The sequence below is a fragment of the Microbacterium sp. genome (assembly GCF_047607465.1).
GTDB lineage: Bacteria > Actinomycetota > Actinomycetes > Actinomycetales > Microbacteriaceae > Microbacterium.
Window position 1 is genome coordinate 1 of the sequence record NZ_JASGCY010000065.1, and the last position, 22,142, is coordinate 22,142.

Consider the following 22,142-nt stretch of genomic DNA (forward strand, 5'->3'; position numbering starts at 1 on the left):
ACGAGGGCCTCGACCTCGTCGCCGACCTTGACGACCTCGTTGGGGTCGACGTCGTGCTTGATGGAGAGCTCGCGCGAGGGGATGACGCCCTCGGTCTTGTAGCCGACGTCGAGCAGGACCTCGTCGCGGTCGATCTTGACGATCGTGCCCTCGATGATGTCGCCGTCGTTGAAGAACTTCAGGGTCTTCTCGACCGCGGCCAGGAAGTCCTCAGCAGATCCGATGTCGTTGATGGCGACCTGCTTGGTGGCCGGGGCGGTCGTTGCGGTAGTCATGTAGTGGGTTGTCCTTGTTGAATGGATACTCGGGCTGAGGACGGCAGGCGCGCGCCTGAGGATCCGTCGTTCAGCGATGGGAATTGATTGCGAGTCACGAGGGCACGCGAATGCCTGCCACGAGTGACGATCCAGGATATCAGATCGGCGAGCCCGCCGCGAACGGATGCCGTCGCAGCCGCGCCGTGTCAGGGATGCAGCGCGAGCGTGACAGGGGCGCCGGACTCGTCGGTGTAGCCGTCGAGGGTGAGCACCGCATCCGCGGCGACGTCGGGGGCGGCGACGAGGGTGATCCGCGGGGCGCAGTCCATGGTGCAGACGGCGTCGGCCGGCTCATCGAGGGTCAGCACGTCCCCGACCACCGCACCGGAGCGGGGCGCGCAGCTCGACGAGCCCCAGGTGAGCACCGCGAGCTGTCCTTCGTCGATCCACGCGGCGGCCGGCACCTGCTCCGGCAAGAGGTCGGCGGGGATGAGCGTGCCGTCGCGGTATGGCGCCAGCTCGACCAGCGACGCCTCGCCGCCGTTCTCGATGACGCCGATCGTGACCGGCTCCGAGGTGTCGATGCCCGCGGGGATCGTGAGGTACGTGCCTGCGCGGCCTGACGCGGCGGCATCGCAGTCGTCTGGCGCCGTGAGCGTCACGTCGATGCGCTGGTCGTCGACGGACCTGTCCGTGATCCGCGGGGCGCATCCGTCGGTCGCCGTGGAGATCGCGACGGACATCCGATCGAGCCAGGCGACTCGCGGCGCGTCCGTTGCGGAGACCGTATCCGTGCTGCCTGCGGGGCCGGTGACCGGAGGCGCCGACGCCGTCGCGCACGCCGTGAGCATGGCGATGAGGGCGGCCGCGCCGGCGACGGATGCAGTGCGTGCGAAGTGGTTCATACCCGGGTATGTGTCCGCTCCCGTGCGATCGTCTCAGATGTCGGCGCCCCGTGTCAGACTGTCGCACGTGACCGATCGTCTGATGCTCCTCGACACCGCGTCCCTCTACTTCCGGGCGTTCTACGGCGTCCCGGACAAGGTGACCGCTCCCGACGGCTCCCCGATCAACGCCGCCCGCGGTCTCCTCGACATCATCGCGAAGCTGATCGCGCTGTACGAGCCGGCCAGGGTGGTCGCCTGCTGGGACGACGACTGGCGGCCGCAGTGGCGCGTCGACCTCATCCCGGAGTACAAGGCGCACCGGGTCGTCGAGACGACCGCCGCGGGGCCCGACGTCGAAGAGGTCCCCGACCCCCTCGAGGCGCAGATCCCGCTCATCCGCGAGAGCCTCGCCGCTCTCGGCATCCCGATCGTCGGCGTTAACGAGCACGAGGCCGACGACGTCATCGGCACCCTGGCGACGACGGCGACCGGCCCCGTCGACATCGTCACGGGCGACCGCGATCTGTTCCAGCTCGTCGACGACGCCCGCGACGTCCGCGTCGTCTACACGGCGAAGGGCATGAGCAACCTCGAGGTCGTCACGGATGCCGTCGTCGTCGCCAAGTACGGGGTGCTCCCGGCGCAGTACGCCGACTTCGCGACGATGCGCGGCGACACCTCGGACGGGCTGCCCGGCGTCGCCGGCGTCGGCGAGAAGACCGCGGCGACCCTGCTGCAGGCGCACGGCGACCTCGCCGGCATCCGCGCGGCCGCCGAAGCGGGCGAGGGCATGAGCGCGGGCGTGCGGGCGAAGATCCTCGCAGCGTCCGCGTACCTCGACGTCGCCCCGACCGTCGTCGAGGTGGCAAGAGCGCTCGACATCCCCCCGATCCCTCCTCGGCCCGCTCTCGACCCCGCCCGGATCGACAGCGCGAACGCTCTCGCCGAGAGGTGGAACCTCGGGGGTTCGATGTCACGGGCGCTCGACGCCGTGGCCACTCTTCGCGCCTGACGCGCTCCGCCCTGATGCGCAGCCGCTCCATGCCGCGCACACGGCCACGGCTCAGGCCGAGGCGAGCTCCTGGCTCGCTCCGATCCACTCGTCGAGCTTCGCGGCGGCGCGCCCGTCGTCGACGGCGGCCGCCGCCTTCTCATAGCCGGCGCGCAGGCGCTCGACGATCGGATGCTGGACCTGCGACGCGTCCTGCGACAACTCGAAGGCCACGATGCCGGCTGCGGCGTTCAGCAGCACGATGTCGCGTACCGCGCCCTTCTCCCCGGCGAGCGTCCGGCGCAGGACATCGGCGTTGTGCGCGGGAGAGCCGCCGATGAGATCGGCGAGGTCCGCCAGCGGGATGCCGAGATCGCGCGGGTCGAGGTCGTGCTCGTGGATGTCTCCGCGGGTCACCTCCCAGATGCGGCTGTGCCCGGTGGTGGTGAGCTCGTCGAGACCGTCGTCGCCGCGGAACACCAGGGCCGTGGCGCCGCGGGTGCGGAACACTCCCGTGATGAGGGGCACGCGCTCCAGCTGCGCGACCCCCACCGCGTTCGCCTCGGCACGCGCCGGGTTGCAGAGCGGGCCGAGCATGTTGAACACCGTCGGCACGCCGAGCTCCGCGCGCACCGGGCCCGCATGCCGGAAGCCGGGATGGAAGGCGCCGGCCCAGGCGAAGGTGATGCCGGTGCGGTCGAGGATCGAGGCCACCGCAGCCGGGTCGAGGGTCAGTTCGAGCCCGAGCGCCCCGAGCACGTCGGAGGAGCCGGACGCCGAGCTCGCGGCCCTGTTGCCGTGCTTGACGACGGGGACTCCGGTGGCGCCGATGATCACGGCCGCAGTCGTGGAGACGTTGACGGTGCCGATGCGGTCGCCGCCCGTGCCAACGATGTCCAGGACGTCCGGCGACACCGGCAACGGCACGGCCGCCTCCAGAATCGCATCGCGGAAGCCGACGATCTCGTCGATGGTCTCGCCTTTGGCGCGCAGCGCGACGAGGAAGCCGGCCAGCTGCGCCGCGGTGACCTCGCCCGACATGATCCTGCGCATGGCCCAGGTGGACTCCCAGACACTGAGGTCGCGGCGTTCCAGAAGCGTCGTGAGCACGTCAGACCAGGTCAGGGAGTCAGCCATGTGTGCGATCCTATCGGCGCAGCCATGGCGTGCCGTCGAATCCGGGCGAAGACGGATGCTGATGGCATCCGCTGTTTCCCGCGGATTCACCGTGGATTCGCAGTATTTTCTTAGGGTCCCCTAAGTCGCACGGCGGCAAAACGGGGCCGTTCGGTGGAAGAATCACCCCCTCGGATCGGCCATAATGGAGGGGTGACGACCTCAGCGACGTATGCCCCGGCGGCGAGAACGATCAAGCGGCCCAACCCGGTAGCTGTCGGCACCATTGTGTGGCTCGGCAGTGAAGTGATGTTCTTCGCGGGACTCTTCGCGATCTACTTCACGCTCCGCAGCACCTCGCCCGAACTCTGGGCGGCGCGCACCGAACTGCTGAACGTCCCGTTCGCCTTCATCAACACGGCCATCCTCGTCCTGTCCTCCTTCACGTGCCAGATGGGCGTGTTCGCGGCCGAGGACCTGCAGCCGTACCGCATCGCCAAGGGCGACAAGAACGCCGCGGGTCGTCGCCGCCTGTTCGGCTGGGGAATGGTGGAGTGGTTCTTCCTCACCTTCGCCCTCGGCGCGGTCTTCGTCTCCGGCCAGGTCTGGGAGTACGCGCAGCTGGTCGTGGAGGGCATGCCCATCAGCGCCGACTCCTACGCCTCCGCGTTCTACCTGACGACCGGCTTCCACGCCCTGCACGTCACCGGCGGTCTCATCGCGTTCCTCCTCGTCATCGGTCGCGCCTATGCCGTCAAGAACTTCCGGCACAAGGAGGCGACGAGCTCGATCGTCGTGTCGTACTACTGGCACTTCGTCGATGTCGTCTGGATCGTGCTGTTCATCGTCATCTACTTCCTGAAATAAGAGCGGAGCTGATCCCCGAGATGGCACGAGAGAAGAAGCGCCGTTCCACTGGTCGTCGCAGCCCCCTGGCTGCGGCCGCCCTCATCGGTGCAGGACTCATGATCACGGGCGCGGTGTACGTCGGCGCCTCGGCGGCGATCGCGTCGACCGACACCCAGGTCGCAGCATCCACGCTCACCGTCGAGGACGGCGAGAAGCTGTTCCAGGCGAACTGCGCCACTTGCCACGGCCTCAGCCTTGAGGGCACCGACAACGGCCCGAGCCTGTTCGGCGTCGGCGAGCTCGCCGCCGAGTTCCAGCTGTCGACCGGTCGCATGCCGCTGCAGGCGCAGGGTCCGCAGGCCCCGCAGAAGAAGCCGCAGTTCACCCCCGACCAGATCCAGGCGATCTCCGCCTACGTCCAGTCGGTCGCTCCCGGCCCGACCTACCCTGCCGACCGCGTCCTCGACGGCAAGGGCGACGTCGCGCACGGCGCCGAGCTCTTCCGCATCAACTGCGCGATGTGCCACAACGTGGCCGCCGCCGGTGGAGCGCTCACCGAGGGCAAGTACGCGCCGGCGCTGACCTCCACCAGCGCCCTGCACATGTACGCGGCCATGGTCACCGGCCCGCAGAACATGCCCGTCTTCGGCGACATGAACCTGAGCGAGGAGGACAAGCGCGACATCATCTCCGCCCTGCTCTACCAGCAGCAATCCGAGCAGATCGGCGGCGCGACCCTCGGTTCGCTCGGCCCGGTCTCCGAGGGCCTGTTCGTGTGGATCTTCGGTATCGGCGCGCTCGTCGCCATCACCGTGTGGATCACGGCGAAGTCCAACTGACGCATTTCATCGAAGAGGAACGTACGAGGAGCACCATGGCACACGACGACGACTCGCAGGCTCTTGACAGGGCCTACCAGCCCTCGCCAGGGCTGGGTGTCGCAGTCAGCGACCCTGCGGAGAACCCGGGGCTGCCGCCGCACCGCGAGCGGATGACGGACAAGGACCCGAAGGCCGAGAAGGCCGCGGTGCGCACGGTCTACACGCTCTTCTACCTGTCTCTCGCCGGAAGCATCTGGGCGGTCGCCGCCTACATGCTCTTCCCCATCGAGAGCGGCGCGCTGATCGACATCCGCCGGAACAACCTCTTCATCGGTCTGGGCATCGCCCTGGCTCTGCTCTCTCTCGGCATCGGCGCGATCCACTGGTCGAAGGCGCTGATGAGCGACAAGGAGCACATCGAGCACCGCCACCCCACCCGGGGCAAGGACTCGACGCGCGAGGCCGCCATCAAGGTCTTCGCCGACGCCAACGAGGAGTCCGGGTTCGGACGCCGCACGATGATCCGCAACTCGCTCTTCGCCGCGATCGTCGCCTCGATCATCCCCGGCGTCACGCTGTTCCGCGGTCTCGCCCCGCATTCCACACCTGACGCCCCCCACGCCGGCGACCCGGTCGCGCTGCTCAAGCACACCATGTGGGACAAGGACATGCGCCTGGTCCGCGACCCCGACGGCACGCCCATCCGCGCCGCCGACGTCACCCTGGGTTCGGCGTTCCACGTCATCCCTGAGGCCCTCGCCGAACTCAGCCATCACGACGGCTACCTCGAGGAGAAGGCAAAGGCCATCGTGCTGATGATGCGTCTGCGCCCCGAGCAGCTGATCGAGGCCGAGGACCGCAAGGACTGGTCGTACGACGGCATCGTCGCCTACTCGAAGGTCTGCACGCACGTCGGCTGCCCCGTCGCCCTGTACGAGCAGCAGACCCACCATCTCCTCTGCCCCTGCCACCAGTCGCAGTTCGATGTGACGGATCACGCCAAGGTCATCTTCGGCCCGGCCGCGCGACCGCTGCCTCAGCTGCCCATCACCGTCGACGACGAGGGCTACCTCGTCGCTCGCAGTGACTTCAAAGAGCCCGTCGGCCCGAGCTTCTGGGAGCGCCATTGAGCACCGCAACGCTGTCAAAGGACGAACAGGACGCCAAGGCCCCCCTTGGCGGTCGGTTCGTGGGCGCCGCGTCGAACTACATCGACGAGCGCACCAGCCTCTCCGGCTTCGTCAAGGAGCTCGGCCGAAAGATCTTCCCGGATCACTGGTCGTTCATGCTCGGCGAGATCGCCCTGTGGAGCTTCGTCGCCGTGTTCCTCTCCGGAACCTTCCTGACGTTCTTCTTCGAGGCGTCGATGGTCGAGACCCACTACACCGGCGCCTACGCCCCGATGCGCGGCATCGAGATGTCCGCAGCGCTGGAGTCGTCGCTGAACATCTCGTTCGACCTGCGCGGCGGTCTGCTCGTGCGCCAGATCCACCACTGGGCCGCTCTCGTGTTCGTCGCGGGAATCGGCGTGCACATGCTCCGCGTGTTCTTCACCGGCGCGTTCCGCAAGCCGCGTGAGCTCAACTGGGTGATCGGCTTCGTACTCTTCGTCCTCGCGATGGCCGAGGGCTTCACCGGGTACTCGCTCCCCGACGACCTGCTCTCGGGCAACGGCCTGCGCATCATCGACGGAATGATCAAGGGCCTCCCCCTGATCGGCACGTGGACCTCGTTCATCCTCTTCGGCGGCGAGTTCCCGGGCACCGCGATCGTCGGGCGTCTGTACACGCTGCACATCCTGCTGCTTCCGCTGCTCGTGATCGCCCTGATCGTCGTGCACCTGATGCTGATGATCGTCAACAAGCACACGCAGTTCGCAGGCCCCGGCCGCACGAACGACAACGTCGTCGGCTACCCGATGATGCCGGTCTACATGTCCAAGATGGGCGGCTACCTGTTCATCGTCTTCGGCACCATCGTGCTGATCGCGACGTTCTTCCAGATCAACCCGATCTGGAACTACGGCCCCTACGATCCGTCCCCCGTGTCGGCGGGTACGCAGCCCGACTGGTACATCGGCTTCGCCGACGGTGCGCTGCGTCTGGCCCCGTCGAACTGGGACATCGTCTTCCTCGACCGCACCTGGTCGTTCGGCATCATCGTGCCCGTCGCCGTGCTCGGTGTGTTCCTCGTCACCGTCGCCCTCTACCCGTTCATCGAAGCGTGGATCACCGGCGACAAGCGCGAGCACCACATCGCCCAGCGCCCGCGCAACGCCGCCACCCGTACCGCCATCGGCGTCGCCGGCGTCATCTTCTACGCAGTGCTGTGGGCGGCCGCATCGTCCGACCTCATCGCGACGCACTTCATGCTCACGATGGAGGGCGTCATCCGCACGCTGCAGGTGCTGCTGTTCCTCGGCCCGGTGCTCGGGTACTTCGTGACCAAGCGCATCGCGATCGCCCTGCAGAAGAAGGATCGCGAGATCGTGCTGCACGGCTACGAGTCGGGACGCATCGTGCGCCTCCCCGGCGGCGAGTTCATCGAGGTGCACCAGCCGGTCGACAAGTACGACCGCTGGAAGCTCATCGACGTCGACGGCTACGAGCCGCTGGTCGTCCGCCCGAACGACCAGGGCCGCATCCCGTGGACGGAGAACCTCCGTTCGGCGATCTCGCGCTGGTTCTTCGAGGACCGGCTCGCTCCGCTCACGCAGGCGGAGATCGACGAGGCGGATGCTCACCAGCATCACGTCACGGCGCACGACGACGAGGCCGAGGCTGCCGAGATCCAGGGCGCTCACGAGCGCGCAGGCTTCCCCGACGCACCTCTGGACCCGGCCGAGGAGACCCACGTCGACGAGACTCCGAACACACCGAGCTCCGTGATCGCCACCGAGCCGGTGAAGAAGCCTCGCAAGAAGAAGTCGGAGGACGGCGAGTAGGACCGCCGCACTCCCCCGGGCCCCGTCGCGTCATCGCGACGGGGCCTTCTTCTTCCCCAGCAGCACCTGCGAAAAACCAGTTCCAGCGTGAGACACCACCTCTCGGGTGGTTTCTCGAGCCAGAACTGGTTTCTCGACGTGGTGGACCGAGCTTGGCAGGAAAAGAGCGGATGCCGTCGGCTGGACGAGGGTCGCTGCCGTCGACGGCCCCTAGGCTGAAGCCATGATCGATCGCGCAGAGTTCTTCGCCGCCAAACTCGCCTCCGAGACGGATGCCAGCGATGTGCATGCCGCACGCAAGGCCGGCGAGACCGTCTACGTCGTCGACGTGCGCTCCGATGAGGCCTGGGCCCAGGGGCGGGTCGCCGGCGCCCTGCACATCCACTACAGCGAGATCGCCGCACGGGCGCCTCAGGAGATCCCGGCCGATGCTGACGTCGTCGTCTACTGCTGGAGCCCCGGCTGCAACGCCGGAGCGAAGGGCGCTCTGGAGTTCGCGAAGCTCGGCTATGCGGTTCGCGAGATGATCGGCGGCTTCGAGTACTGGGTGCGCGAGGGCTACCCGGTCGAAGACGCCGACGGCGTGCATCGCCGCCCTGTCGACCCGCTCACCGGGGTCGCCCGCATCCGCACCCGTCCCTGAGGGGCGTCGAGAAACCATCTCCGCCCCGAGACATCACCTCTCAGAGGGTGTCTCAGGACGGAAGTGGTTTCTCGACCATAAAGAGGGCGATCAGCGGGCGAAGTTGCCCCGGTAGTACTCGTAAACCCAGCCGACGATCGCGACGACGAAGACCGCGAGGCCGATCGGGAGGAGGAAGTGCCCGACGGCGAGGCCCACGACGAAGATCGCGGCAGAGCCGGCCAGCACGAGCGGCCACCACGACCAAGGGCTGAACTCGCCGAGCTCCGGGTCGCCGTCGTCGATATCGCTCGTCAGGATGTCCTCGGGCAGCTCACCGCCCTGCGCTGCGTGGGTGCGGTCGAGGTAGAACGCGATCATCGCGCCCATGAAGGCCGTGAAGAACAGCGCCACGGTGCCGACCCACTCGATGCGGACCACGAGGTCCAGATCAGGATGGGCCAGGATGTTCCAGCCCGTGTAGACGACGCCCATGAGGGCGAAGAACGAGGTGAGGATCCACCAGAGGATGACATTGTCGCGCATGGGTCAGTGCACCTCTCGCTCGCCGGCGACCGGGACCTCGGCGGCCTCCGGGTGGTTCAGGTCGAACGCCGGACGCTCGCTGCGGATGCGCGGGATCGACGTGAAGTTGTGGCGCGGCGGTGGGCAGGAGGTCGCCCACTCGAGCGAGCCGCCATAGCCCCACGGGTCGTTGACGGTGACCTTCGGCGCCTTGCGCGCGGTGATCCAGACGTTCAGGAAGAACGGCAGCATGGATGCACCGAGGATGATGGCGCCGATGGTGGAGACCTGGTTCTGCCAGGTGAAGTTGTCGTAGGCCGAGTAGTCCGCGTAGCGGCGCACCATGCCCTCGACGCCCAACCAGTGCTGGATGAGGAAGGTCATGTGGAAGCCGATGAACAGCATCCAGAAGTGGATGTAGCCGAGCCGCTCGTTGAGCATGCGTCCGGTCCACTTCGGCCACCAGAAGTAGAAGCCGGCGAACATCGCGAAGACGACCGTTCCGAACACGACGTAGTGGAAGTGCGCCACGACGAAGTACGAGTCCGAGAGGGCGAAGTCCAGCGGCGGCGACGCGAGGATCACTCCGGTGAGACCGCCGAACACGAACGACACGAGGAAGCCGAGGGCGAACACCATCGGCGTCTCGAACGTCACAGAGCCCCGCCACAGGGTGCCGATCCAGTTGAAGATCTTCACACCGGTCGGCACGGCGATGAGCATGGTCATCACGGCGAAGAACGGCAGCAGCACGGAGCCGGTGACGTACATGTGGTGGGCCCACACCGCCACGGACAGGGCGGCGATGGCGATGGTCGCGTAGACGAGGGTCCGGTATCCGAAGATCGGCTTGCGGCTGAAGACCGGGAAGATCTCGGACACGATGCCGAAGAACGGCAGCGCGATGATGTACACCTCGGGGTGACCGAAGAACCAGAACAGGTGCTGCCAGAGGAGCACTCCGCCGTTGGCCGGGTCGTAGATGTGCGCTCCGAGGACACGGTCGGCGCCGGCGGCGAAGATCGCCGCGGCGAGGACCGGGAAGGCCATCAGGATGAGCAGGCTCGTGATGAGCGTGTTCCACGAGAAGATCGGCATGCGCCACATCGTCATGCCAGGCGCACGCATGGTGATGATCGTGGTGATGAAGTTGACGGCGCCGAGGATCGTTCCGAAACCGGAGATGCCAAGTCCCAGCATCCACAGGTTGCCGCCGGCCCCCGGCGAGAAGGAGGCGCTCGCGAGCGGCTGATAGGCGAACCATCCGAAGGATGCCGCCCCCTGCGGGGTGAGGAAGCCGGCCACCGCGATGGTGGAGCCGAAGAGGAACAGCCAGAAGGCGAAGGCGTTCAGACGCGGGAACGCGACGTCGGGAGCGCCGATCTGCAGAGGCAGGATCGCGTTGGCGAACCCGGCGAACAGCGGGGTCGCGAACATCAGCAGCATGATCGTGCCGTGCATCGTGAACAGCTGGTTGTACTGCTCCTTCGTCGGGATGATCTGCATGCCCGGCGCGAAGAGCTCGGCGCGGATGATGAGGGCCATCACGCCGCCGAGGAGGAAGAAGATCACCGAGGCGATGAGGTACATGTACCCGATCGTCTTGTGGTCGGTGGAGGTGAGCCACTTGACCACGATGTTGCCCTTCTGCTCGACGCGCGAGGAGCTCATGAGAGCGGCCTGGCGCGCGGGCAGGGTGGTCGGGCGGGAGTGGCGGGCCTCGTCGGTGCGGGGTGCTTCAGTCGTCGACATGGCTCACTCCTCTCCTTCTTCGGTGTGCGCCGGAGCTGTGCTGCCCGGCAGGTTCGACAGGCGGTCGTACGCGTCGTTGATGTCGCCCGTATTGCCCTTGTCGCGCAGGGTCTCGAGGTAGTCGTCGTACTCGGCCTGCGAGACGACCTTGACCTTGAACAGCATCATCGAGTGGTACTCGCCGCAGAGCTCGGCGCACTTGCCGTCGTACTCGCCCTCACGGGTCGGGATGAACGACCACGTGTTGTCCTTGCCGATGTACATGTCCTTCTTGTAGAGGAAGTCGATGATCCAGAAGGAATGGATGACGTCGCGCGACTGCAGGTGGATGGTGACCTTCTGGTCGACCGGGAGCACGAGGGTCGGCAGCTGCGACTGATCGATGTCGCCTTCGGCGTCCGGCTGGGCCTGGATGCCCATGGTCCACACGGCATCGGCGTTGTCCTCTTCTTCGCCCTCGTACTGGAAGTCCCAGGCCCACTGCTTGGCGATCGCGGTGATCTCGACGTCGGGGTCGGGCCACTGCGCCTCGATCTCGGCCTGATCGCGGGCCGTGAAGAAGAACATCCCCACGACGAGGATGAGCGGCACGATCGTGTAGAAGACCTCGATCGGCATGTTGTAGCGCATCTGCACCGGCAGACCGGTCTGGCCCTTGCGACGGCGGTAGGCGATCGCAGCCCACGCCATGAGGCCCCAGGTGATGATGCCCACCGCGAGCAGGACGATCCAGGAGTTCACCCAGAGCGAGGAGACGCGCTCGGCCTGGTTGGTGGTAGCGGGTCCGCCCTCCACGAAGCCCGGGAGATAGCCGTGCTGCTCGGCGGTTGTACAACCGGCCAGGGCCACGGCTGCCACGACTCCCAACGGGAGTGCGGCCCAGCGAAGGCGGCGTTTCGAGGGCACGATGCACCTTTCAGATTGCGGACAGGGCACACCCAAGTCTAGGGCAACCTCACACCCGATTCATGCCAACCACGCAGGTCGGCGCGGGCTCTCCCGGATCAGTGGAAGCTGTCGCCGCAGGCGCAGGAGCCCTGCGCATTGGGGTTGTCGATCGTGAAGCCCTGCTCCGAGATCGTGTCCTTGAAGTCGATCGACGCGCCGTCGAGATACGGCACGCTCATGTTGTCGACGATGACCTCGACGCCGTCGAAGTCGACCGTCTCGTCGCCCTCGAGGAAGCGCTCGTCGAAGTAGAGCTGATAGATCAGCCCCGAGCATCCGCCCGGCTGGACGGCGACGCGCAGGCGCAGGTCGTCGCGCCCTTCCTGCTCGAGCAGGTTCTTCACCTTCGTCGCGGCGGCCTCGGTCAGGCTCACGCCGTGCGGACGAGTGGTCTCGGCAGCTGCGGCCAGTGTGGTGTCGCTCATGTCGCTCCTTGTGACAGGCTGCGCTCGCGCGCAGCGGGTACTCCGGATTTTACCCTTCGGTCCGCGCCGACGGGTCGTTTCCGAGTGTGATCGCGTTCATCCGGACCAGCAACAGCGCCTCGGTCACGACCGCATTGCGGAACGTCTCCAGATGCAGCGACTCGTTCGGGCTGTGCGCACGCGAGTGCGGGTCCTCGACGCCGGTCACGAGGATCTGCGCGTCCGGGAACTCGCGGACGAGATCGGCGATGAACGGGATCGACCCGCCGACGCCCAGATCGATCGGCGCCGCGCCGTAGCCGTCGCGCATGGCATCGCGCGTCAGCGCGACAGCCCAGCCGCTCGTGTCGACGAGGAACCCGTCGCCGAGGTCGACGTCGGAGAAGGTGAGCTCCGCGCCGTAGGGAGCGTGTGCGCGCAGGTGCGCTTCGAGTGCACGGTAGGCATCCTCAGCGCTCTGGCCCGGCGCCACGCGTGCGCTGATGACGACGCTCACCTCGGGGAGCAGGGTGTTGGATGCCGCGGCCACGCTGGTCGCGTCGATGCCGATGACGGTGATGGAGGGCTTGTTCCAGATACGGCTGAGGATCGTGCCATCGCCGATCGGCGTCGTGCCGGGGAGCAGCCCCGCTTCGTCGCGGAGGGTCTGCTCGGTGTACTCGGGCGTGTCGGCCTCCCTCGTCGTCATCCCCTCGACGGCGACCGAGCCGTCGTCGTGCCACAGCGTGGCGAGGAGCTTCACGGTCGCCATCATCGCGTCGGGCACGGCACCGCCGAACATGCCGGAGTGCGAGGCGTGGTCGAGCGTGCGCACGCGGAGCGTGAAGCGGGCGTTGCCGCGCAGCGAGACGGTCAGACCGGGGGTGGCGGAGTCCCAGTTGCCCGAGTCGGCGACGACGATCGCATCGGCGCGCAGCGCCTCCTTGTTGTCGGCGAGGAACTGGGCGAAGGACCGGGAGCCGTACTCCTCCTCCCCTTCGATGAACATGGCGATCCCGAGATCGAGGTCGTCGCCGAGCACCTCGGCGGCGGCACGGATCGAGGCGATGTGCGCCATGATCCCGGCCTTGTCATCGGCCGCGCCCCGCCCGTAGAGACGGCCTGCGCGCACGGTCGGCTCGAACGGCGGCGTCTCCCACAGCTCATCGGCCCCCGGGGGCTGCACGTCGTGGTGGGCGTAGAGGAGGATGGTCGGCCGGCCCGCCCGTGCGGCGCGGGTGGCAAGGACCGCGGGCTGGCCCTGCTCGTCGGTGCCGGGGATCGCCGCCCGCAGGATCCGCACCTCGTCGAAGATCCCGGTGTCCCGCGCCAGCGCCGCCACGGCATCCGCACTGCGCTCCAACTGCGTCTGGTCGAAAGCGGGCCAGGCCATCCCGGGGATGCGCACGAGGCCGCCCAGGTCGCTCAGCGCCGCGGGGATGCCGAGGGCGACGGCTTCACGGATCGCGTGGTCGTCGTCGCGGGAAAGATCGGGAGAGGTCATGCGAGTAATCTTAAGTGAACGTCCACCAGCGAACCGAGGAAGCTCGTGCCCCAATCCCCCACCTCTTCGACGAACGACGACGCGCCGGAGACGCCCACCGCAGGCAAGGGCCGCGCCACGCCCACCCGTGCCGAGCAGGAGGCCGCCCGTCGTCGCCCGCTCGTCGCGAACACGAAGGAGGCGCGCGCCGCTGCGCGGGCCGAGCTGAACGAGCGCCGCAACCGGGCCAACGCCGGTCTCGCCGCCGGCGAGGAGAAGTACCTCCCGCCGCGCGACAAGGGCCCTCAGCGCCGCTTCGTGCGCGACTACGTGGATGCCGGCTGGCACCCAGCCGAATTCGTGATGGGCGTCATGGTGCTGGTCATCATCGTCTCGCTGCTTCCCCCGGAGTGGGCCATCGGCGGCGTGTCCGTCGGCGCGTGGGCATACCTCGCCATGATGGCCTACCTCGTTGTCTCCATCATCGGCATGATCCTGCTCGGCGCACGGGTCAAGCGCAGGGCCGCGGCCAAGTTCGGCAAGGAGCGTCGCGAACGCGGCCTCGGCTGGTACGCCGCCATGCGCTCGCTGCAGATGCGCTTCATGCGGCTGCCCAAGCCCCAGGTCAAGCGCGGTCAGTACCCGTCCTGATCCGACATGCGGAAGGCCCCGTGGAGACGGGGCCTTCTGCATGTGTCAGCGGCGCCGGGCCAGCTCCCGGTTGATCTCGCGCCCCCAGAAGGGGCCGCGGTAGAGGAACGCGGTGTAGCCCTGCACGAGGGTCGCGCCGGCGGCCAGCCGCTCGCGGACGTCGTCGGCCGTCTCCACGCCCCCGACGGCGATGACGCAGAACTCCGCCGGCACCGCCGAGCGCACCAGCCGCAGCACCTCGAGCGAGCGCTTCTTGAGCGGTGCGCCCGAGAGACCGCCGGCGCCTGCGGCCTCGACCGTCGCCGCATCGGTGAGCAGACCGTCTCGCGAGACCGTGGTGTTGTGCGCGATGATGCCGGCGAGGCCCTCTGCCACGGCGAGCTCGGCGATGGCGGTGATCTCCTCGTCTGAGAGGTCGGGAGCGATCTTCACCAGCAGCGGCGTCTTCCCCGCCGCCGCCTTGACGGCGCGCAGCAGCGGCGCCAGCGTCTCGACGGCCTGCAGCCCCCGCAGCCCCGGCGTGTTCGGCGAGGAGACGTTGACGGCGAGATAGTCGGCAAGCGGCGCCAGGCGGGTCGCGGAGGCGACGTAGTCGGCGGTGGCGGCCTCGACGTCGACGACGCGGCTCTTGCCGATGTTCACGCCGATGACGGCGTCCGGCGCCCCGCGGCGCAGTCTCGCGAGACGGCGTGCCGCGGCATCCGCTCCGGCGTTGTTGAAGCCCATGCGGTTGATCACCGCGCGGTCCGCGATCAGTCGGAACAGCCGGGGCTTGGGGTTGCCCGCCTGCGGGATCGCCGTGACCGTGCCGACCTCGACGTGCCCGAAACCGAGGGCTGCGAGTCCCCGCACGCCGACGGCGTTCTTGTCGAAGCCCGCGGCGATGCCGAAGGGCGAAGGGAAGCGCAGTCCCAGTGCCTCGACGGCGAGTTCGGGGGCGGGCCGAGTCAGCGCGCGCGCGGCCGAGAAGAAGGGCGGCACGCCGAGGACGCGGATGACGGCCATGGCCGCGTGATGGGCGAATTCAGGATCGAAGCGCGACAGGACAGCGCGGAAGAGCAGTGGATACATCACTGCCCAGAGTACCGGTCGTGACTGCGGCTACCCGGCTTCGGACGGGCGGACGTGGTCGGCGCGCAGTTCGACGATCGCGCTCTCGAAGTCCTCGAGCGAATCGAAGGCCTGATAGACGCTCGCGAACCTCAGATAGGCCACCTCGTCGAGCTCGCGCAGCGGCCCGAGGATCGCCAGGCCGATCTCGTTGGCGTCGAGCTGGGAGACGCCGGTCTGCCGCACCGCCTCTTCGACCTTCTGGGCGAGCACCGCCAGATCGCCCTCGGTCACCGGGCGCCCCTGGCAGGCCTTGCGTACACCGGAGATCACCTTGTCGCGGCTGAACGGCTCCATCACGCCGCTGCGCTTGATGACGTTGAGGCTCGCCGTCTCGGTCGTCGTGAACCGTCCGCCGCACTCGGGGCACTGGCGACGGCGACGGATGGAGAGCCCGTCATCGCTCGTGCGCGAGTCGATCACCCGCGAGTCGGGGTGACGGCAGAAGGGGCAGTGCACGTGAGAATCCTAGTCCTGGAACCGGGCTTCGATCGCCTCGCCGTGCGCCGGCAGCACCTCGGTGTTCGCGAGGGCGACCACCCCGTCGCGCACGCTCTGCAGCGCCGCACGGTCGTAGGTGATGACCTGCTGCGGGCGCAGGAAGGTGTAGGCGCCGAGACCCGGGGCGTAGCGGGCCTGTCCCCCGGTCGGGAGCACGTGGTTGCTCCCTGCCATGTAGTCGCCCAGGCTCACCGGGGTCTGATCGCCGACGAAGACGGCGCCCGCGCTGGTGAAGACGGATGCCGCCTCCTCGGCGTCGACGAGGTGGAGCTCGAGGTGCTCCGGCGCGTAGGCGTTGCTGAACGCGGTCGCCTGCGCGCGGCCGTCGACGAGCACGATGGCCGACTGCGGACCCTCCAGCGCCGCCGCGACGCGCGCGGCGTGGCGGGTGGCCGCGGCGAGGCGCGACACCTCGGCGTCGACGGCCTCGGCGAGATCGGCCGCGTCGGTGACGAGCACGGCGGATGCCTGTTCGTCGTGCTCGGCCTGGCTCACCAGATCGACGGCGACGAGACGGGGGTCGGCGGAGGCGTCCGCGACCACGAGGATCTCGGTCGCCCCGGCCTCGGAGTCGGTGCCGACGACGCCGGCCACGGCGCGCTTGGCCGAGGCGACGTAGTTGTTGCCTGGGCCGGAGACCACGTCGACGGGGTCGAGGCCGATGGCGTCCACGCCGTAGGCGAAGGCGCCGATCGCGCCGGCCCCGCCCATCGCGTAGACCTCGGTGATGCCCAGCAGTGCCGCCGCGGCGAGGATCGTCGGGTGCACGCGCCCCTCCTGATCGGCCTGCGGCGGCGAGGCGAGGGCGATCTGCCCGACGCCGGCGACCTGCGCCGGCACGACGTTCATGATCACGCTCGACGGGTACACGGCCTTGCCGCCGGGGATGTACACGCCGGCGCGGTGCACCGGTTGCCAGCGCTGCACGATGCGCGCGCCGGGCCCGATCTCGGTGGTCCGCGTCGAGGGCACCTGCGCCGCCGACGCCAGGCGCACACGGCGGATCGCCTCCTCGAGGGCGGCGCGCACCGCCGGGTCGAGCGCGACGAGCGCCTCATCGATGTGGCTCTGCGGGACGCGCAGGTCGTGACCTGTCACCCGGTCGAAGCGCTCGGCCTGGTCGCGCAGCGCCTGCTCGCCGTGCCGGCGGACATCGTCGACGATGCGCGCAGCGGCATCCAGGGCCTCGGCCCGGGCCTGCGTGGCCCGGGGAACGGCGGCGAGCATGTCGGCGGGCGAGAGCTCGCGCCCTCGCAGATCGATGGTGCGCACGCGCATCAGCCCTTCGTGATGTCGGAGATGTCGTGGAGGTATCCGATGCGTCCGTCGTCATGCCGCACCACGTAGGCGCCGCCGCGGTCCTCGATGACGAGGGCCCAGGCGGTCGGGCCGATCCGGAAGAGGGGGGCGCCGAGCTCGTCGTGCACGTCGCGCTCGGTGGCGGCGAGGATCCAGAAGGGCTGCGGCCTCTCGACGGAGGCGGCCGCCGGCTGCGCGGCGGACACGGGCTCGTCGCCGTTGATGACCGTCGTCTCGTCGTGCGCGGACATGGCCTCAGCCACGGAGAGCGGTGCCGCCTCCTCCACGGGCGCTGGTTCGACGGTGACCGGCTCGGCCGCGTTGGGCTCACCGAACGCGTGCGCGGCATCCGGCTCCGACGCCTCGGCGTCGGCATCCGCGCCATCCGGCTCGCTGTCATCCGGCTCACTGTCATCCGGCTCCGGGGTGACGAGCTCGATGATGCTGGCGGTGTCGTAGGCGATGTCGTCTTCGGCGATGTCCGCACCGCTCGAGCGGCGCGAGTACGCCGGGCGGTACTCCTCGTCGTCCGGCTCCGGCTCGGCGCCGGTGCCGGTGTCCCCGCCGGACGCGTGCGCCGACAGCGGGACCTGCGCTGCCAGCCCCACCCTGGCGACTTCGTCGGTCGCGGCGAGGCCGCTGAGCTCGATGTCGAGCTGCACGTTCTCCGGGACGGATCTCACGACCTCGGACTCAGCGACGGCGGCCACGGGGACGCCTGCGGCTCCGGTGCCGGCATCCGCCTCTGCGCCGGCGTCCTCGACAGCCGGGATCGAGGCGGGCGCCGGTGCCGCCTTCGGGCGCGCAACGACCGGGCGCACGGGATTGGCCGCCCGGTGCGCGAGGGTGACCAGGCGGCCCTGGAAGTCCTCCTTCAGGCCGGGGACGAGCGGGGCGAACACCGTCAGCACGACGAGGGCGAGCGCGGTGATCACGAGGACGATGCTGTTCCAGCTGATGGCCCACACGCCAAGGGCGGTGCTGGTGCTCACGACGAGCCACAGGTTCGCGACGAGCGTGGCGGCGGCGACGGAGGCCGCCACGGAGGCGAACTGGTCGATGCCGAGCGAGCCGACCCGGCGGATGCCCTCGGGCGACAGCCGACGCAGCACCACGAGGAACACGGCCACCGTCGGCACGCCGATGGGGAGCACCCACTCCAGTCCGGTCGACCAGAGCGTGAAGCCGGCGCCGATCGGGAAGAACGAGACGACGAAGTGGACGAGCCAGACGCCGACGATGAGCACTTCGCGCAGCGTGAAGCCGACGATGCCGTACTCGGGCTTCACCTCGTCGTCGTAGAGCACGCCGTCCTCGATGATCTCCGCATCGCTGGCGTCTGGTGTGCTGGCGTCGGTCGGGTCGCTGGTCATCAGAGTTCCTTTCGTCACGGCGCACGGTCGGGGGTCCGTGGCCCAACGCGTCCCGATACTACCCGCTCACCCTAGACAAGAGGGTCCGAGCAGGGATTTGAGGTCGCCGAAGAGATCTGCCGACACCCGCACGGGCATGGGCACCTCGAACACCTTCGCCATCCCGCCGCGGTGCACCCGGAGCACGACCTCGGTGTCGCCGTTGTGGCGGCGCAGCACCTCGGCGAGATCGTTCATCACGCGTTCGGTGGCTCGCTGCTCGGCGAGCACGAGCGAGAGCGGGCCAGCGGCGTCGAACGAGCCGACATCGGGGGCGAAGGCCGACTGCGCGTGCAGGTTGAGCCCGTCGTCACGCCGCGAGACGCGGCCGCGCACGGCGAGGATCGAGTCCTGCTGCAGGATGTGCTGGAACTCGGTGTAGGTCTTGCCCATGAACATGACCGTCACCTCGCCGTTGAAGTCCTCGATCGTGATCATGCCGTACGGGTTGCCGCTGGCCTTCGCCACGCGATGCTGCACGCTGGTGACGAGACCGGCGACGGTGACCTGGTCTCCGTCCTGAAGATCCTCGGAGTTGTTGAGGTCATGGATCGAGATCGAGGCGTGCTTGGCGAGCGGCACCTCGAGACCGGCGAGCGGGTGATCGGAGACGTAGAGCCCGAGCATCTCGCGCTCGAAGGCCAGCTTGTCCTTCTTGATCCACTCCGGCCGGTCGGGCACCTTCGCCGGCGGTGCCTCGTCGAGATCGTCGTAGAGGCTGTCGAAGTCGAATCCGATGGCGCCCTGGGCCTCGTTGCGCTTGCGATCGACGGCCGCCTCGACCGCGTCCTCGTGGATCTCCATGAGCGCGCGGCGCGTATCTCCCATCGAGTCGAAGGCGCCGGCCTTGATGAGCGACTCCACGGTGCGCTTGTTGGCGACGTGGAGCGGGACCTTGTCGAGGAAGTGGTGGAAGGAGGTGAAGCGCTCGGCCTTGCGGGCCTGCACGATGCCGTCGACGACGTTGCTGCCGACATTGCGCACCGCACCGAGACCGAAGCGGATGTCGTCGCCGACGGCGGCGAAGTAGTTGATCGACTCGGAGACATCCGGCGGCAGCACCTTGATCCCCATGCGCCGGCACTCGTTGAGGTACAGCGCCATCTTGTCCTTCGAGTCGCCGACGCTGGTGAGCAGGGCCGCCATGTACTCGGCGGGGTAGTGCGCCTTGAGGTAGGCCGTCCAGTACGAGACCAGGCCGTAGGCGGCGGAGTGCGCTTTGTTGAAGGCGTAATCGGAGAAGGGCAGCAGGATCTCCCACAGCGCGTTGACGGCGCCGTCGGAGTACCCGTTCGCGTGCATGCCCGCCTGGAAGCCCTCGAACTGCTTGTCGAGCTCGGACTTCTTCTTCTTGCCCATCGCGCGGCGCAGGATGTCTGCTTGACCGAGCGAGAACCCGGCGACGCGCTGGGCGATCGCCATCACCTGCTCCTGGTAGATGATGAGGCCGTACGACTCCTCGAGGATGTCGGCGAGCGACTCGGTGAACTCGGGGTGGATCGGCGTGATCTCCTGGGCGCCGTTCTTGCGCAGCGCGTAGTTGGTGTGGGAGTTCGCGCCCATGGGGCCTGGGCGGTACAGGGCGATGAGCGCCGAGATGTCGCCGAAGTTGTCGGGTTTCATCAGGCGCATGAGCGAGCGCATCGGCCCGCCGTCGAGCTGGAAGACGCCGAGCGAGTCGCCGCGCGCAAGCAGGTCGTAGGCGGCGCGGTCGTCGAGCCCGAGATGCTCGAGGTCGACCTCTTCGCCCCTGTTCATGCGGATGTTGTCGAGCGCGTCGGAGATGATCGTGAGGTTGCGCAGCCCCAGGAAGTCCATCTTGATCAGGCCGAGCGTCTCGCACGACGGGTAATCGAACTGCGTGACGATCTGACCGTCCTGCTCGCGGCGCATGATGGGGATGATGTCGAGCAGGGGCTCGGACGACATGATGACGCCGGCGGCGTGCACGCCCCACTGGCGCTTCAAGCCCTCGAGCCCGAGGGCGCGGTCGAAGACCGTCTTCGCCTCGGGGTCGGTCTCGATGAGAGCGCGGAACTCGCTGGCCTCCTTGTAGCGCTTGTGCTCCGGGTCGAACATGCCGCCGAGCTCCATGTCCTTGCCCATGACGGGCGGCGGCATGGCCTTGGTGAGCCGCTCCCCCATGCTGAACGGGAATCCGAGCACGCGACCGGCGTCCTTGAGCGCCTGCTTCGACTTGATGGTGCCGTACGTGACGATCTGCGCGACGCGCTCGGAGCCGTACTTCTCGGTGACGTAATCGATCACCTCGGAGCGGCGGCGATCGTCGAAGTCGACGTCGAAGTCAGGCATCGAGACGCGGTCGGGGTTGAGGAAGCGCTCGAAGATGAGCCCGTGCTCGAGCGGGTCGAGGTCGGTGATCTTCATCGCGTAGGCGACCATGGAGCCTGCGCCGGAGCCGCGGCCGGGACCGACCCGGATGCCGTTGTCCTTCGCCCAGTTGATGAAGTCGGCGACGACGAGGAAGTAGCCGGGGAAACCCATCTGCAGGATGATGCCGGTCTCGTACTCGGCCTGCTTGCGCACCTTGTCGGGGATGCCGTTCGGGTACCGGTAGTGCAGGCCCTTCTCGACCTCCTTGATGAGCCAGCTGTCCTCCGTCTCGCCGGGTGGGCAGGGGAAGCGCGGCATGTAGTTCGCCGAGGTGTTGAACTCGACCTCGCAACGCTCGGCGATGAGGAGGGTGTTGTCGCAGGCTTCGGGGTGATCGCGAAAGAGCTGGCGCATCTCGGCGGCGGTCTTGATGTAGTAGCCGTCGCCGTCGAACTTGAACCGGTTCGGGTCGTCGAGCGTGGACCCGGACTGCACGCACAGCAGAGCCGCGTGCGCGTCGGCCTCGTGCTGATGCGTGTAGTGGGAGTCATTGGTGGCGACAAGCGGGATGCCGAGATCCTTCGCGAGACGCAGGAGATCGGTCATCACCCGGCGCTCGATCGAGAGCCCGTGGTCCATGATCTCGGCGAAGTAGTTCTCCTTGCCGAAGATGTCCTGGAACTCGGCGGCGGCCGCACGCGCCTCGTTGTAGTGCCCGAGGCGCAGGCGGGTCTGCACCTCGCCGGAGGGGCATCCCGTCGTCGCGATCAGCCCCTTGCCGTAGGTCTGCAGGAGCTCGCGGTCCATGCGGGGCTTGAAGTAGTAGCCCTCCATGCTCGACAGCGAGCTGAGCCGGAACAGGTTGTGCATGCCCTGCGTGCTCTGGCTCCACAGCGTCATGTGGGTGTAGGCGCCCGATCCCGAGACGTCATCGCCCCTCTGATCGGGCGATCCCCACTGCACACGGGTCTTGTCGCTGCGGTGGGTGCCAGGGGTGACATAGGCCTCGAGGCCGATGATGGGCTTGACGCCGGCGCCACGCGCCGCGTTGTAGAACTCGAACGCCGCGAACGTGTTGCCGTGGTCGGTGACGGCGATCGCCGGCATCCCGTACTCTGCGGCCGCCTGCGTCATCGCACCGATCTTCGCGGCACCGTCCAGCATGGAGTACTCGCTGTGGACATGCAGGTGCACGAAGGAGTCGGATGCCATGGATCGAGTCTACGGCGGGGCCCC

The 22,142-nt window shown here is 68.2% G+C and carries 20 protein-coding genes; 7 read left to right on the forward strand and 13 right to left on the reverse strand.

Annotated elements, in window-relative coordinates; genetic code table 11:
• Both QM568_RS09115 and QM568_RS09120 read right to left on the reverse strand, forming a co-directional pair.
• The coding region (locus tag QM568_RS09115; RefSeq protein WP_415138023.1) for a S1 RNA-binding domain-containing protein at positions 1-275 on the reverse strand (275 nt) is incomplete at its 3' end.
• A gap of 188 nt (positions 276-463) precedes the next feature.
• Positions 464-1,162, reverse strand: coding sequence for a hypothetical protein (locus QM568_RS09120; RefSeq protein ID WP_415138025.1), 699 nt, complete (start codon positions 1,160-1,162; stop codon positions 464-466).
• A 67-nt stretch (positions 1,163-1,229) separates the two neighbouring features.
• On the opposite strand from QM568_RS09120, the gene QM568_RS09125 reads away from it, so the two are divergent.
• Entirely contained in the window at positions 1,230-2,156 is a 927-nt protein-coding gene (locus QM568_RS09125) for a 5'-3' exonuclease (protein ID WP_415138027.1), read from the forward strand.
• 51 nt (positions 2,157-2,207) lie between these two features.
• On the opposite strand, the gene trpD is transcribed toward QM568_RS09125, so the two are convergent.
• Positions 2,208-3,272: an anthranilate phosphoribosyltransferase gene (gene trpD / locus QM568_RS09130; protein WP_415138029.1), complete on the reverse strand. Its 1,065-nt coding sequence runs from the start codon at positions 3,270-3,272 to the stop codon at positions 2,208-2,210.
• A gap of 192 nt (positions 3,273-3,464) precedes the next feature.
• On the opposite strand from trpD, the gene QM568_RS09135 reads away from it, so the two are divergent.
• The 5 genes from QM568_RS09135 (at position 3,465) to QM568_RS09155 (ending at position 8,508) form a co-directional block, all read left to right on the forward strand.
• Positions 3,465-4,118, forward strand: coding sequence for a cytochrome c oxidase subunit 3 (locus QM568_RS09135; protein ID WP_415138031.1), 654 nt, complete (start codon positions 3,465-3,467; stop codon positions 4,116-4,118).
• Between the two features lie 20 nt (positions 4,119-4,138).
• The gene (locus tag QM568_RS09140) at positions 4,139-4,939 is read left to right on the forward strand and encodes a c-type cytochrome (protein ID WP_415138033.1); all 801 of its coding nucleotides are present in this window, start codon (positions 4,139-4,141) and stop codon (positions 4,937-4,939) included.
• Positions 4,940-4,974: 35 nt separating this feature from the next.
• Positions 4,975-6,051, forward strand: a complete 1,077-nt coding sequence (locus QM568_RS09145) for a Rieske 2Fe-2S domain-containing protein (protein WP_415138035.1) — start codon at positions 4,975-4,977, stop codon at positions 6,049-6,051.
• Complete coding sequence (locus QM568_RS09150) at positions 6,048-7,865, forward strand: cytochrome b (protein WP_415138037.1); 1,818 nt, start codon at positions 6,048-6,050, stop codon at positions 7,863-7,865. Before QM568_RS09145 ends, QM568_RS09150 begins: the two co-directional genes overlap by 4 nt.
• A 223-nt stretch (positions 7,866-8,088) precedes the next feature.
• Positions 8,089-8,508, forward strand: coding sequence for a rhodanese-like domain-containing protein (locus tag QM568_RS09155; RefSeq protein ID WP_415138039.1), 420 nt, complete (start codon positions 8,089-8,091; stop codon positions 8,506-8,508).
• A gap of 90 nt (positions 8,509-8,598) precedes the next feature.
• Here the strand turns inward: QM568_RS09155 and QM568_RS09160 are convergent, their stop codons facing one another.
• The 5 genes from QM568_RS09160 to QM568_RS09180 form a co-directional block, all read right to left on the reverse strand.
• The gene (locus QM568_RS09160) at positions 8,599-9,033 is read right to left on the reverse strand and encodes a cytochrome c oxidase subunit 4 (RefSeq protein ID WP_415138041.1); all 435 of its coding nucleotides are present in this window, start codon (positions 9,031-9,033) and stop codon (positions 8,599-8,601) included.
• 3 nt (positions 9,034-9,036) lie between these two features.
• The gene (gene ctaD / locus QM568_RS09165) at positions 9,037-10,764 is read right to left on the reverse strand and encodes a cytochrome c oxidase subunit I (protein WP_415138043.1); all 1,728 of its coding nucleotides are present in this window, start codon (positions 10,762-10,764) and stop codon (positions 9,037-9,039) included.
• A gap of 3 nt (positions 10,765-10,767) precedes the next feature.
• Positions 10,768-11,670: a cytochrome c oxidase subunit II gene (gene coxB / locus QM568_RS09170; protein ID WP_415138045.1), complete on the reverse strand. Its 903-nt coding sequence runs from the start codon at positions 11,668-11,670 to the stop codon at positions 10,768-10,770.
• A 98-nt stretch (positions 11,671-11,768) separates the two neighbouring features.
• Positions 11,769-12,137, reverse strand: a complete 369-nt coding sequence (erpA, locus tag QM568_RS09175) for an iron-sulfur cluster insertion protein ErpA (protein WP_415138047.1) — start codon at positions 12,135-12,137, stop codon at positions 11,769-11,771.
• Between the two features lie 49 nt (positions 12,138-12,186).
• Complete coding sequence (locus QM568_RS09180; RefSeq protein WP_415138049.1) at positions 12,187-13,620, reverse strand: dipeptidase; 1,434 nt, start codon at positions 13,618-13,620, stop codon at positions 12,187-12,189.
• Positions 13,621-13,665: 45 nt separating this feature from the next.
• Here QM568_RS09180 and QM568_RS09185 point away from each other — a divergent pair, with 45 nt between their 5' ends.
• Complete coding sequence (locus QM568_RS09185) at positions 13,666-14,250, forward strand: DUF3043 domain-containing protein (protein WP_415138051.1); 585 nt, start codon at positions 13,666-13,668, stop codon at positions 14,248-14,250.
• A gap of 45 nt (positions 14,251-14,295) precedes the next feature.
• Here the strand turns inward: QM568_RS09185 and QM568_RS09190 are convergent, their stop codons facing one another.
• The 5 genes from QM568_RS09190 to dnaE form a co-directional block, all read right to left on the reverse strand.
• Positions 14,296-15,321, reverse strand: a complete 1,026-nt coding sequence (locus tag QM568_RS09190) for a quinone-dependent dihydroorotate dehydrogenase (RefSeq protein ID WP_415138053.1) — start codon at positions 15,319-15,321, stop codon at positions 14,296-14,298.
• Between the two features lie 30 nt (positions 15,322-15,351).
• Positions 15,352-15,819, reverse strand: a complete 468-nt coding sequence (gene nrdR, locus QM568_RS09195; protein ID WP_415138055.1) for a transcriptional regulator NrdR — start codon at positions 15,817-15,819, stop codon at positions 15,352-15,354.
• A 9-nt stretch (positions 15,820-15,828) separates the two neighbouring features.
• Positions 15,829-17,139, reverse strand: a complete 1,311-nt coding sequence (gene hisD, locus QM568_RS09200) for a histidinol dehydrogenase (protein ID WP_415138057.1) — start codon at positions 17,137-17,139, stop codon at positions 15,829-15,831.
• On the reverse strand, positions 17,139-18,533 hold the full coding sequence (locus tag QM568_RS09205; RefSeq protein ID WP_415138059.1) for a hypothetical protein: 1,395 nt from the start codon (positions 18,531-18,533) through the stop codon (positions 17,139-17,141). The genes hisD and QM568_RS09205 overlap by 1 nt, the downstream gene beginning before the upstream one ends.
• A gap of 66 nt (positions 18,534-18,599) precedes the next feature.
• Entirely contained in the window at positions 18,600-22,118 is a 3,519-nt protein-coding gene (gene dnaE / locus QM568_RS09210) for a DNA polymerase III subunit alpha (RefSeq protein WP_415138061.1), read from the reverse strand.
• Positions 22,119-22,142 lie beyond the last annotated feature (24 nt).